The sequence below is a fragment of the Candidatus Lokiarchaeota archaeon genome, from assembly GCA_014730275.1.
Lineage (GTDB): Archaea > Asgardarchaeota > Thorarchaeia > Thorarchaeales > Thorarchaeaceae > WJIL01.
Window position 1 is genome coordinate 1 of sequence record WJIL01000054.1, and the last position, 12,489, is coordinate 12,489.

Sequence of the window (12,489 nt, forward strand, 5' to 3'; positions counted from 1 at the left end):
ACAGTACTCAAAATCGCGAAGTTCAATATTATGAAGCTCGATTTCAGATAAATCCTCTGCAGAAGAAGCAGGTATCGACATAGCTTGTGCAGTTATTGCACGTTTATCCTTCAGGCCAGCATAGGAGACCATCTGCCACGGCAGACTAAGAGAAGAAGCAAGTATTCGAGCAACATCAGTAGTGCCAAGACCGATTTTCTGCATCGTAAAACAAATGAAACGATCCTTTTCTCCAGAAACTAATGCCGGTTTCTGCGGAACAGCCTCATCACGGAAAGGTTGTACTTCGATCACTTCCTTCTCCATGTTGATTTCTTCTACAATGAAGTCTTCATAACGTTCTTTCAGTTTACCCCCAGTGCCAGGAGAATCAGTAGAATAGAATCGCATGCCAAGCCTCTGTTCAAAAGGAAGCGCTGGCTGCATAGATAATCACTCAAAGTAGCTTCAGAGAACCGGTGATCTTATCGATTTCGTGATTTGGTCCGGGACCGATTCCCAATACAGTTGCAGTACCTGGCGATAGCTGTGTCATTCCTGCATCGCGAACAAGATAATGGGGGATATTGTAACTACTTGCTTGATTCTTGAGGTCTATCAAAGCATCCATCGAATCCACTTGCACAGTTATTTTCTTTTGACCACTATTCAGCCAAGCTTCCCAAGCTTTCGGACTCTTCTTGCGAGCAGCTTCAGATGCACTAACTGCACCATGTGCAGTCTGAACTGCAATTTTTCCCACGCTCATGCCCAAATCTGTCCGAACCGCCATAACCTGCTTGTATTGGTCACTCATTTTCCGTACCCTTCTCAAGGATAATGATATGAAAAGCGATTGGTACAGTTAAAAAAGGGTTTCATATCACCTCTTTCACAGGTTGTTCCATTGAAAGCCGATGTTGTAGTGGTTGGTGCAGGACCAGCAGGTCTCATCACAGCCAGAGAGGTCGCGCGCAGTGGATATGACGTATTGGTTCTGGAGGAGCATCCACGTATCGGTGTGCCAGATCATTGTGCTGGATTGCTTAGTACAACGGGTCTCAATTCCCTTGGCTTGGCTCCACCTCATTATGTTATCCAGAACAACGTCAACGGGGCAAGGATGTACGCACCAAATGGAAGCAAACTGACAATTAGCAGAGGAAGAAGAGAAGCATTAGTTGTAGACAGGCGAGCATTCGATTCATGGTTGGCAGAACGTGCAGAAAATTCTGGTGCTATGATTCTCACGAATACCAAGGCTATTGATGCCACATTGCATGAGGGCAATCATTCTATCGTTTCATGTCGGGAGAATGGAAAGGCCAGAGAAATCAAGGCACGAATCATAGTGAATGCAGAGGGTGCAATTGGGCGTTTTTCAGGAGCTGTAGGACTTCCTACTGTCAAGCAATCTTCCAAGCTTCCAGCTTTCCAGTACGAGTTCCGAAACGTGAATCTGGATTCCGAACACGTTGAGATGTATTACGGGCGGAGGTTAGCACCGGGTTTCTTCGCATGGTGCATTCCTCTTGGAAAGGACCGCGCCAGAGTGGGAATGGCAGCTCGAAGTCATGTGCGAAAACGGCTTACCTGGGCTATTCAGCATCACCCCATACTCAGCAATAGAATCGGTGAGGGGACGATAGACCGCAAAATGGGTGGAGTTGTGCTAGTTGGAACTCCCATTTCAAGAACCTATGATGATAGGATACTTGTTGTCGGTGATGCTGCAGGGATGGTGAAAGCTACCACAGGGGGAGGAGTGATTATGGGAGGAAAAGCAGCAAAGATTGCAGGGAAAGTCATAGTTGGAGCATTATCTAAAGAGGAAACATCAGCCCAGTACCTGAAGAGATACGAGTACTTCTGGAAGAAGCAGCTGTTGAAAGATTTCTTTGCAATGTATGCTGCTCAGAAAATGATTTCACTTCTGTCAAATCAAGGGCTCAATTTCCTTTTCAGAAAGGTGAATGAGTACGGATTAATTGACACCATTGAACAACATGGTGATATGGATAGACAATCAAAAGTAATCACCCAACTTCTGAAGAATCCACGTATTGCCCTCAGGTTATTCGGTGTGATTCGCTATATCCAGCCGTTCTATTAGTTGATTGCACAGCTTTATGTGTTTATCAAGCAGCTGACCGTTTCAGGATGGCACAAAAATGATAGAATATGGGAAAGTTCTGAAGACTGCGTTCATGGTCTTGGAAGATATACCCATATGCAATCGCTGTTTGGGCAGACAATTCGCTTGGTTGAGCACGGATAGTGATAATGAACAGCGGGGGAATGCAATCAAGCTCCTCCTATCTATGGAGGCGGATGAACTCATCCGAACTGGGGAGAACAAGAAAGGATACGAGATAGTACGAATACTGGCGCAGAATGGAATGTTTCGGCCTGCTATGTCGCTAGCACAGGACAACGACTTAGAATATGAATCAGCTGATGATTGTTATCTATGCACAATCGAGGGGGAATCAATTTTCTCCCGCATCCCAGAAATAACAGATGAAGTCGGAGATATCAAAGACCAAATCGAGTTCGATACATATCTGGTTGGTTGTGTACCAATTCCAAAACTTGTTGAAAGGCAGGATGAAATCAGAGCTAAGCACAATCTTCTCCATGGAGAACCACTGAAATCCGATTTCAATCGAGAGCTCGGGAAGAGTATCTATGAGGAAACGAGGAAAGAGGTGGAATTCGAACGTCCCGACATTGTCTTCATCTACGAAATGGCCGACGAAACCTTTCGCCTTCAGATCAACCCTCTATTCATAAAGGGAAGATATAGGAAATTACAGAGGGGGATACCACAGAGTAGATGGGATTGCTCAGACTGTCGTGGGAAGGGTTGTGAGAAATGCGACGGAACGGGAAGAAAATACCCGGATTCTATTTCCGAGTATATTGGGATTCCAACGCAAAAAGCAGCCAAGGGATCTGACTTCAAGTTCCATGCCGCCGGACGGGAAGATATCGATGCATTGATGCTTGGTACAGGACGACCCTTTGTTGTTGAAGTATCAGAACCTCGAAAGCGACATCTTGACCTAGATTCGTTGCGAGAAAAAATCAACAGCACCGCGGAAGGCAAGGTTGAGGTTACAGATTTAGAGCCATCAGACAAAGATACTGTTCAGAAACTGAAATCGGAAGCATCAGAGAATATCAAAGAGTATGAAGCGCTGATTGAAACCAACACAGAGATAGAAGAGAACTTGGTAGCCGAAGCAGGGAAGAATCTCTCCGATATCACGATTGAGCAAAGAACTCCGAACCGAGTAGCTCATAGAAGAAGCGATTTGGTCAGAAAGAAGCAAATATATGAAGTGAAGCTCGAGAAAACAGGAAAAAAGAAGTTGAGAGGCTTCTTCAAGGTTCAAGGCGGGACATATGTCAAGGAGCTGATTTCGGGCGATGATGGCAGAACAAAACCCTCCCTAACCGAAGAGCTGGGAACAATGTGCACCTGTGAGAAGCTCAATGTTGTTGCAATATACGGCCTGCCTGCAGACCATAATCCTTAAGTCAGGAACTGAAAAGCCCCTTGGTGGGCCTCGGGTAATCAGATGTGGTCATATCCAGAAATCCGAGATTAAGTCCAACAACGAGATGATAACGATGGTCAAAAAGAGCCATGGATTTCGCAGAAGAACACGAAAGCTGATGACAAAAAAAGTGAGAGAGAAGGGTCAGCAACCCGTTAGTCAGGTTTTGATTGACTATGAAGTGGGCCAGAGAGTTGACATCATCATCGATCCTGCAGTACACAAGGGGATGCCACATTACAGATACCACGGACGTACTGGTGAAGTTATCGAGAAAAGAGGTAGGGGAATTGTTGTTAAAGTCAACCTAGGGAAAAAGGAAAAGACGCTCATTGTTCGACCTGAACATCTGAGACCATCAAAGAGCTGAGGGATTACAAATGCCGAGGGAAGTTACAGATAGGCGTGAAATATCGCTGCCGCAGGTTAAGAAAATTCTGAGAAAAAGAAAGAAACAGGGGGAATTATCGTTCCAACAAACCATAACTATGGAGCATGCTAAACTCTTCTCCAAGATGGCCCCTGCAGTAGCCCGCGATTTCATCAAAAGAATGCAAGAAAAATATGAAATCGATAGGCCTACGGCTGTACAGATGGCTAATATAGCACCTACTTCCTTGGAAGAACTCCGCAGTATCCTCGGAAGACATTATACAGGTCTTACCGAGGAAGAAATGATTGAAATTGTTGATTATGTGAAGAAGAAACGGAAGTAAGCGCTATAGAAGCGGTTATCCTTCAGATGAAGCGTTGCCCGATTGACTTTTATTGATAGTTGCTGCAGTGCTGCTTGGTGCACCACGTTACGAATTGGATGGAACTGCTATGGAAGATACACGACCAAAGAAATACGAGAGTCACACGTATGTCTTAGCAGTTGCGCAACCGCAGGGTTTTCGTCGAGATTCCAGAGATAGTGCACCAGTAGTACAAGGATTGGGTGAGACGTATTTCACCCTTCTAGAGATGGTTCCACGACGCAACGCGAACTTTGGTACGGGAGAACGTATTTCACTTAAGAAAGGAGCAAGAAGCAAGATTGATCATGTCAAGAGGAGAATCTCCTATGAGGATTTGACAGCTGAAAGCAAATCACAACTCCCTCTTGTTGTCGAAATCATTGTAACCAAGCATGAATCGAAGTTCGTGAAATGGTACAACCAAGCGAACCCGATTACTACAAGACTACACTCCCTGCAGCTTTTGCCCGGGGTCGGTCAAGCATTGATGTGGGCAATAATCGAAGAGCGGAAAAAAGAACCGTTCAAGAGCTTCGATGATATAGCTGAACGAACTAAGCTCCAAAGTGCAAAGAAAGCAATCAAAGAACGAATCATCGAAGAGCTAGAAGGGGATGTTAAGCGCTGGCTTTTCGTTAGACCTCCTGTCCGAGAATAGGGCTCTATTTCTTGTGTATGGGTGAGTGTTTTTGTCTGAACAAAGAATCAAATCCCGATTACGGAAATATGGGGTCAGACCCAGTCGCAAAGCAGGCCAGAATTTCTTGAAGGATAGTAGAGTGGCCAATTCCATGGTCAATGCAGCCCATTTGAATAGAGACGATCGTGTTCTTGAGATTGGAGGGGGATTGGGTACGATAACCCGTTGGATTGCAAAAGCAGCGGGAGAGACCTGGGTAGTGGAGATTGAAAGGGGATTGGTCAAAGCGCTTCGAGACGCATTGAAGAACTATAAGGAAGTACACATCATCCATGGAAACTTCCTAGAGATAGACTTGCCTCCAGCCAACAAGATTGTCTCAAATCTACCGTACAATATATCCTCGAAGACCATCTTTCGAATACTAGAGGAAATGGAGATAGACGAAGCAGTACTGATGTTTCAAAAGGAATTTGCTGAGAGATTGGACGCAGAACCATCAAACAGAGCATTTTCAAGACTTACTCTTAATGTTCAATATCATGCAGAAGTTGAATACCTCGAAACGGTTCCAGCTGAGAAATTCTATCCGGTTCCAGCTGTTGATTCTGCGATTGTTAGAATCACTCCTCAAAGCAGAGAAGTGAAGGCTAAGGACTATGTTGTCTTCAAGTGGTTACTACGAGGTATCTATTTGTTCCCCAAGAAGCAGGTTGGCAAAGCTCTCAAAATGTGGTTGCAGAACCTTGGGGAGAATCCAACATTAGCAGGAACGATGTTAGCTGAAGTTGAACCAGAAATTGACGAAACTAGAAGATTAAGATCTATCACCCTTGAAGAACTGATAGCGCTTTCAGATATTCTTACAAATAGGATAGATGAGGGAATACTTGAAGGGCCAGAAGAGTGATTACATTTGGAAGGCGCGGATCTTGATATTGTTGTATATGAGGGGGTTTACGCTCCAGCTGAGGATTCATACTTGCTCATTGATTCCATCGAAATTGATGATTCTGATTCTGTTCTGGAAATCGGTTGTGGTTCCGGAGTTGTAACAACTGCAATTGCTCGGGTTGCTTCGAGAGTTGTAGCAACCGATATATCCCAGCTTGCTTTGAGGAATACAAAACGGAACCTGAAGGCTAATGCCGAAAAATGCAATTGGAGTCTCTTGCAGGCGGATTTACTATCTCCCCTTAAAAGGGCGCGTGATTTTTCGGTGATAGTTTTCAACCCGCCTTATCTTCCCCAGGATGCCGAGAGAACTGCTCTAGATAATGCACTTATTGGTGGTGAAAGTGGAATAGAACTCACCACCGGATTTCTGAAGCAAGCAAAACAGAGAATCGGTGAGGGGGATACGGTCTATACTATTGCTTCATCAATTGCGGATGTAGATGGACTGTTGAGATACATAGGAGAGCTGGACCTACAATACGAAGTAATCAAGCGAAAGCGTATGTTCTTTGAAGAACTCCTTCTATTGAAGATAACTTTGATTTAATATCATACAAGACAACCGTTTTATTGATAGGTTAGTTCGGACAGAAGAGTAGCTCAGACGGCTATAGAGGTATGTCAGGTATGTCAGACAAGGAAGATGAGAAAAAATCCACGAAAAAAGATGAAGCTGAAATCGTAGAAGAAAACGGGCTCGTATACGTGGACTATGTGGGTAGGACCAAGGAAGATGGCGAAATCTTCGACCTGACCCTTGAAGATGTCGCAAAAGAAGAAGGCATCTATAACGATGAAGAGAGCTACAAGCCGATGCTCGTGGCAATTGGGAAAAACTGGTTATTACCAGCACTAGAGGAAGAACTCGTAGGGATGGAGGTAGGAGAATCCAAGACTGTTGAGGTTCCACCCGAAGATGCCGCTGGACCGCGAGACCCAGACAAAATCAAATTGGTCTCAAAACGCCAACTTCAGAAGCAAGGCGTGAGTCCTAGGAAAGGTGCAAGAGTAGAAGTTGGAAGGCAAAAGGGCATAATAACGAATGTCCTTGGTAGACGAGTGCGTGTAGATTTCAACAGCCCATTGGCCGGAAAAACGCTTGTCTTTGACGTGACGGTAAAAGGTATTGTTTCTGGCGAAATAGACAAGATCAACGCCGTCATCAAAAGACGAATTCCCGGTTTACCCGAAGACAAATACGATGCTCGCATAGAGGGGGGAACAGTGTTTATTGAGTTGCCAAAGGAATCCAGATACATTGAAAATGTACAGTATGCAGAAATTGGCATAGCCAGAGATACTTTGAAGGTAATTGAGGAAGCTGAAGAGGTCAAAATAGTCATCACCTATGAGCGGCCTGAAGAACTTAAAGAGGAAAAAGAAACACAAGAAGATGAAGAAAACGAAGAGTAGGCGTAAAAGAGATGAACCGGGGTACCGCAATTCATCCAGTACAACCTGGAGTACCACGAGAAAAAGGTTTTAATAGTGAAATCTAAACGCGTTAATCGTCACTAGTTCTCCAAGGCCTAGTCTTGTTAGGGAGATAATTACAAAATGCAAGAACATAGACAGCCCCCGAAAGAACCAGAATCCCTGAAAACTGGTACTACCACTGTTGGCTTAGTCGGAAAAGATGCAGCCGTTTTGGCTAGCGATCAGAGAGCCACAATGGGCTATCTGGTGGCGAGCAAGACAGCAAAGAAAATCCACAAGATAACAGATAGGATTGGTGCCACAATCGCCGGATCAGTAGCAGATGCACAGTCTATAATTGACCTGTTGCAGGCTGAATCAAAACTTTTCGAAATCCAGCGAGGGAGGCCCATGCGAGTCAAATCACTCGCACGTCTGTTGAGCAACATAATGTTTCAGGGTAGGGGTCTATATGTTCTACAATGCATAGTTGGAGGATATGACAGTGATGGTCCACAGGTTTACTACAATGACTTTGTTGGTGCCATCCTTTCAGATGATTACACCGCCACAGGATCCGGTTCGCCGGTAGCCTTTGGTGTTTTGGAATCGGAGTATGAAGAAGGGCTTACGAAGAACAAAGCCATAGAACTAGGCGTTCGTGCAATAGGCGCTGCAATCGAAAGAGACGCAGCCAGCGGGAATGCTATCCTTGCAAGTGTGATTGACAAGGACGGCTATCAAGAAGTTCCACAGGACAAGATCAAAAAGATCTGGAAACCTAAATAGGAACTTGCGTAAATCCGGATATTAACTCCTAGCTCCAGTACCTTTTCGGTTCTGGGGTGCTCTCTATACCTTGGATAGCTAGAGCATGCAGTATTACCACTCGAATTGTGAAGTGACTTTAGAATGGGCAAAAATAACAACAATGACCGTGATATCCGTGAACGGGTACTAGAGGAACTACCTCGATCAGCGGTTATAGACTCCGTCGAATACGAAGGTCCTGAAATTGCAATATACAGTAAAGCTCCCAAGATTCTTCTGGATGACGGAAACATAATCAAATCTCTAGCACGCAAGATGAGAAAACGCATCGTAGTCAGGTCCGCTCCTGAAGTAAGGCTTCCACATGATGAAGCCGAAAATACGGTTAGAGATCTCGTACCTGAAGATGCAGAAATCACCAGTATCGATTTTGATGATTCATGCGGTGAAGTTCTTATCGAGGCGCAGAAACCAGGACTGGTTATCGGAAGAAGTGGTAGTACGCTAAGAGAGATTACCAGAAAGACATTCTGGCGTCCTAATGTTATGCGAACACCTCCAATCGAGAGCAAGCTGATTAAGCAAATCAGATATATTATTCAATCAGAAGCTGACCAGCGCAACAAGATTTTCAGAGATATCGGAAAGAGAATTCATCGGGATACTCTTGTTGATAACGGATGGATACGACTTACCGCACTCGGAGGGTTCCGAGAGGTAGGCAGACAGTCTATGCTGCTTCAAACATCTGAAAGCAGCATTCTGCTCGAATGTGGTGTAAATGTTGGCACACCAAAGAAGGCCTTTCCAAGACTGGATATGCCTGAATTCAGCATTGATGAGTTAGATGCAGTCATAGTGACCCACGCTCACTTGGATCACTGTGGAATGGTCCCATTCTTGTTCAAGTACGGATATCGAGGGCCCGTTTACATGACCAAACCAACACTCCATCTAGCAACACTATTGCAGCTGGATTATTTGGATGTGGCCGAAAGAGAAGGGAAACTGCGACCATATAGGGATAGAGACGTGAAGGAAGCTATACTTCACACGATAACGCTCGGATACGGAGAAGTCACTGATATCGCTCCGGATGTTCGGCTTACACTACACAATGCGGGACACATCCTTGGTTCCGCTATTGTTCATCTTCATATTGGCGATGGGCAATACAATCTTGCTTACACAGGCGACTTCAAGTTCGGGAGGACTCGGTTGCTGGAACCAGCTTCATTTACCTTCCCACGCTTGGAAACGCTCATTATGGAAAGCACCTACGGCCACCCAACAGATAAGATGCCACCGAGACAGGAAGTGGAACGGAAACTCGCTTCAATCATCAAGAAGACAATCGATAGAGGCGGCAAGGTTTTGATTCCAGTGTTGGCCGTTGGCAGGGCCCAGGAGATGATGATTGTCATCGAGGACCTAGTGAGCAAGAATAGAATACCGAGAATACCGATATATATAGAAGGAATGATTGCCCAAGCAACAGCCATTCATACAACTCATCCAGAAGCCCTCAGCAAGAAAATCCGGGAGAAAATTTTCCATCAAGGTGTTAATCCATTCCTGAGTGATATCTTTGTACAAGTTGATAACCCAGACGAACGAGAAGAAATCGTTGAAGGAGAACCTTGCGTCATCATGGCAACTTCGGGAATGCTTGCTGGTGGTCCCAGTGTTGATTACCTCCGACTGCTCGCAGCAGAGGAGAAGAATACACTCGTGTTTGTGAGCTATCAGGCAGAGGGAACGCTCGGTAGGCGAATTCAAAAGGGGTGGAAAGAAATCAACATGCGAAATAGAGAGGGTAACACACAAGTCGTGCCTGTGAACCTAGAAGTAACTACCGTAGAAGGCTTCTCAGGTCATTCAGACAGAAAACAGATTCTCAATTTTGTGAAGCGATGCAATCCACGACCAGAGCGTGTCTTGACCTGCCACGGGGAAGCATCAAAATGTATCAACTTGGCATCAACAGTGCATAAAGCACTGAACATAGAAACAAAAGCGCTTATGGTTGCAGAGAGTATCAAGTTGACATAGCAGATAGGTGCTATTTGTCCCCTACATCCAACTGGCCTAGAATTTCACAAAAGAGGGTGTCACGATTACACAATCATCATTGACAAGAGCAATATCTGCATCATAACCTCTTGTCTGTCCGCGTATGCGCTCAACTATTCTTTTGAGCTCGAGCTTTCCCTGGCCATTGTTATGCATTCGTGATATATCCAGTAGAACAATACTGCCATCACGAACTTGATTTACGACGAAGGGTACGTCTTCTTCCAGGGATGTCAACTTTCGTGAGCGTATGAAAATCTGTTCCAATTCTGCTAGTTTCTTGCAGTCTCTCGCTGGATCTTCTTGTTGGACTGCATGAGCAGGTGAGAAGAGACCGAGATTGGAATGGGTTTTCTCGTCTGACTCTTTGTCCTCTTCATCTTTTTTCCGACCAAGCCCGAAAGGGAGCTTCATTCAACTACACCTCAGAATCGAGACTGATAATTCAATACACAAAGAAAAGGGCGTGTATTATCGCCCGGCTTTTTTTGCAGAATTCTTATACTCAGGTTTGTACTTATGGTAGTTGACTACCATGGAAGTTGAATCTCTGCAGGAAAAACTCAAGGTCCTTAGCAACCGATATGCAATCCGAATCTTGCAGGTGCTAAGCCCAAAAGAGGGCGGCGTGGTTCACAGCTTGGGCTGGGACGATTTGGCAGAGGGAATCCTTCAACTGCAGGGATACCCACGGCCTGACACATCGTATGAAGAAAAAACCAAGGCACAAGTACAATACGAAAAGAAAAGGGCAAGAATAACGTCGGGAGGTACATTGTATGAAACAATGGGCAAACTCGTCGACGAGGGGCTAGTTCTTGAGGAGGGTGAAAGACGCAAGAAGAATCGTGCCTTTCGCATTACTAGAGAAGGTCGACTGGCTCTTTCAGCGTTACAGGCAATGGAAGGATCCCTGGGTGCAACTACTACATTACAAGAAACAGCTGAAAAACTACTCAAACACAAGAACTTCCTCGGGCTCCTTCCCGGTCAACGAGAATTCCTCGAGGAAGTGGAAGAACTGCCAGGAAATATGATTATCCAGATGGGGCCTGGAGCTGGAAAGACCTTCTTGGCAATCATCCTGCTACTTTCCCGGATTCGGAAGGGAGCAAAATGTGTCTACCTCGCACCCTATACGTCTCTGCTTCGCCAGATTATTGATGAATATGGTGTGCTTTTCAAGCAGATGGGAATTGACGTCGTGAGGTTGGATGGAACTACCAGGCCATCCAGTCAGCAATTAGATGATGCGAATCTTGTTATTGCTATCTACGAGTCGTTCCTCTCAGCAATCATGGCAAACCAGCTATGGACAAAGGATCTCGATCTGGCGGTAATTGATGAGCTTACGGAGCTTGATGGGGGACAGCGAACCCTTCGAGCGCGGTATCTCGGAAACGATCGTAGTACCAGGCTAGATTGTCTCATCGCGATTCTCAGAAATCAAGCCAATCTAGTTACACTTTCTGCAAGGTTTGGGGGTACTCAGAAATCAGCAAAATGGATAGAAGCTGCAGTTTTTCACCCTGATAGAGTTGTCAGGCCAGAGGAATTCATTGCCAGCAGAGATGGTGAGTTTCTTAGTATAGAAAGCAGCGACAGCTCACAGCAGTGGAATGTAAAATGTGAAGATAATATAGAAGGAATACTGGAATATGCAGAGGAATACAAAGAGGAATCAATTCTAATTGTGGTTGGCTCGAGGGAAAGAACAGAGCGAATCGCCACCAGACTGGCTAACGGATATCCTAGGGAGATTCAATCTGAAATAGTCGATATGATAGTTGGTAAAGACAAGAAGATGCCAATTGCTCAACGGCTCAAAGAAGTGCTTGCAAAGGGTATTGCGTTCCATCACGCGGGTCTTGCTTCAGATATTAGATGGAGACTGGAACGGAGTATAAAGGAGAGAGAAGTTCGAACAATAGTATCAACAACCGGTATCACTGCCGGCATGAGTTTCCCCATTGATGTGATTATCATCGTGTTCGATAAATCTACATTTTACATCGCATCTAGACCACAATACTTGCAGATTGCCGGCAGAATAGGTGAATACCACCTTGTTGAGGACGGCGGGGTCGTGTATCTCGTTCATGAAGAGCCAACAAAGGAGTTGGAGGATCAAGAAAGCTTACGATGGAAACTGTTGTTGACGCCTCTAGAGCAAATCGAACCTTCTGAAATGTATCCGTCGCTCATGCTCGGCCTCATTGCTATGTCTGCCATGAATCTTCTGGAATTTACAAAACAGGACATCCGACACGAGTTCCTCTCATTAGTAAAACGGACTCTCAAGTATTTCCTGAATGAAGATTATCTTGACACGATGGAGCAAAGATTCGAT

Annotated in this window: 14 protein-coding genes; 11 read left to right on the forward strand and 3 right to left on the reverse strand. The window is 45.1% G+C overall.

The features are described from left to right. On the reverse strand, positions 1–426 hold a 426-nt coding region (gene truD / locus GF309_05810; protein MBD3158289.1), incomplete at its 3' end, for a tRNA pseudouridine(13) synthase TruD. Positions 427–436: 10 nt separating this feature from the next. After that, positions 437–796 carry a peptidyl-tRNA hydrolase gene (locus GF309_05815; protein MBD3158290.1) on the reverse strand — a complete coding sequence of 120 codons (360 nt, stop codon included), beginning with the start codon at positions 794–796 and terminating at the stop codon, positions 437–439. A gap of 39 nt (positions 797–835) precedes the next feature. Here GF309_05815 and GF309_05820 point away from each other — a divergent pair, with 39 nt between their 5' ends. The 10 genes from GF309_05820 to GF309_05865 all read left to right on the forward strand — a co-directional run bounded on the left by GF309_05820 (position 836) and on the right by GF309_05865 (position 10,118). Then, positions 836–2,092 (forward strand): geranylgeranyl reductase family protein, encoded by a 1,257-nt coding sequence (locus GF309_05820; protein ID MBD3158291.1) that lies wholly within the window; start codon positions 836–838, stop codon positions 2,090–2,092. 58 nt (positions 2,093–2,150) lie between these two features. Continuing rightward, a complete protein-coding gene (locus GF309_05825) occupies positions 2,151–3,521 on the forward strand; it encodes a tRNA pseudouridine(54/55) synthase Pus10 (protein ID MBD3158292.1) in 1,371 nt (456 codons plus the stop codon). A 94-nt stretch (positions 3,522–3,615) separates the two neighbouring features. Next, a complete protein-coding gene (locus tag GF309_05830) occupies positions 3,616–3,912 on the forward strand; it encodes a 50S ribosomal protein L21e (protein ID MBD3158293.1) in 297 nt (98 codons plus the stop codon). A 10-nt stretch (positions 3,913–3,922) separates the two neighbouring features. Next, on the forward strand, positions 3,923–4,258 hold the full coding sequence (locus GF309_05835) for a hypothetical protein (GenBank protein MBD3158294.1): 336 nt from the start codon (positions 3,923–3,925) through the stop codon (positions 4,256–4,258). Between the two features lie 109 nt (positions 4,259–4,367). Beyond that, on the forward strand, positions 4,368–4,940 hold the full coding sequence (locus tag GF309_05840; GenBank protein ID MBD3158295.1) for a DUF655 domain-containing protein: 573 nt from the start codon (positions 4,368–4,370) through the stop codon (positions 4,938–4,940). Positions 4,941–4,965: 25 nt separating this feature from the next. Continuing rightward, entirely contained in the window at positions 4,966–5,832 is an 867-nt protein-coding gene (gene rsmA / locus GF309_05845; protein ID MBD3158296.1) for a ribosomal RNA small subunit methyltransferase A, read from the forward strand. A 6-nt stretch (positions 5,833–5,838) separates the two neighbouring features. After that, positions 5,839–6,426 carry a methyltransferase gene (locus GF309_05850; protein MBD3158297.1) on the forward strand — a complete coding sequence of 196 codons (588 nt, stop codon included), beginning with the start codon at positions 5,839–5,841 and terminating at the stop codon, positions 6,424–6,426. A gap of 71 nt (positions 6,427–6,497) precedes the next feature. Further along, positions 6,498–7,292, forward strand: a complete 795-nt coding sequence (locus tag GF309_05855) for a peptidylprolyl isomerase (GenBank protein ID MBD3158298.1) — start codon at positions 6,498–6,500, stop codon at positions 7,290–7,292. 144 nt (positions 7,293–7,436) lie between these two features. Beyond that, positions 7,437–8,084 (forward strand): archaeal proteasome endopeptidase complex subunit beta, encoded by a 648-nt coding sequence (gene psmB / locus GF309_05860; protein ID MBD3158299.1) that lies wholly within the window; start codon positions 7,437–7,439, stop codon positions 8,082–8,084. A 123-nt stretch (positions 8,085–8,207) separates the two neighbouring features. Next, on the forward strand, positions 8,208–10,118 hold the full coding sequence (locus tag GF309_05865) for a beta-CASP ribonuclease aCPSF1 (protein MBD3158300.1): 1,911 nt from the start codon (positions 8,208–8,210) through the stop codon (positions 10,116–10,118). A gap of 36 nt (positions 10,119–10,154) precedes the next feature. Here GF309_05865 and GF309_05870 read toward each other — a convergent pair whose 3' ends face one another. Next, positions 10,155–10,553 (reverse strand): DUF552 domain-containing protein, encoded by a 399-nt coding sequence (locus GF309_05870; protein MBD3158301.1) that lies wholly within the window; start codon positions 10,551–10,553, stop codon positions 10,155–10,157. Positions 10,554–10,674: 121 nt separating this feature from the next. Here GF309_05870 and GF309_05875 point away from each other — a divergent pair. Next, positions 10,675–12,489 (forward strand): DEAD/DEAH box helicase (locus GF309_05875; GenBank protein MBD3158302.1); only part of this gene is annotated, 1,815 nt, incomplete at its 3' end.

What these genes read in the sequence shown, in the direction of transcription:
- GF309_05855 (MBD3158298.1), top strand. Translation starts at nt 6,498, where the DNA reads ATGTCAGGTATGTCAGACAAGGAAGATGAGAAAAAATCCACGAAAAAA.
- GF309_05840 (MBD3158295.1), top strand. Translation starts at nt 4,368, where the DNA reads ATGGAAGATACACGACCAAAGAAATACGAGAGTCACACGTATGTCTTA.
- GF309_05865 (MBD3158300.1), top strand. Translation starts at nt 8,208, where the DNA reads ATGGGCAAAAATAACAACAATGACCGTGATATCCGTGAACGGGTACTA.
- GF309_05830 (MBD3158293.1), top strand. Translation starts at nt 3,616, where the DNA reads ATGGTCAAAAAGAGCCATGGATTTCGCAGAAGAACACGAAAGCTGATG.
- psmB (MBD3158299.1), top strand. Translation starts at nt 7,437, where the DNA reads ATGCAAGAACATAGACAGCCCCCGAAAGAACCAGAATCCCTGAAAACT.
- GF309_05835 (MBD3158294.1), top strand. Translation starts at nt 3,923, where the DNA reads ATGCCGAGGGAAGTTACAGATAGGCGTGAAATATCGCTGCCGCAGGTT.
- GF309_05825 (MBD3158292.1), top strand. Translation starts at nt 2,151, where the DNA reads ATGATAGAATATGGGAAAGTTCTGAAGACTGCGTTCATGGTCTTGGAA.
- GF309_05815 (MBD3158290.1), bottom strand. Translation starts at nt 796, where the DNA reads ATGAGTGACCAATACAAGCAGGTTATGGCGGTTCGGACAGATTTGGGC.
- GF309_05870 (MBD3158301.1), bottom strand. Translation starts at nt 10,553, where the DNA reads ATGAAGCTCCCTTTCGGGCTTGGTCGGAAAAAAGATGAAGAGGACAAA.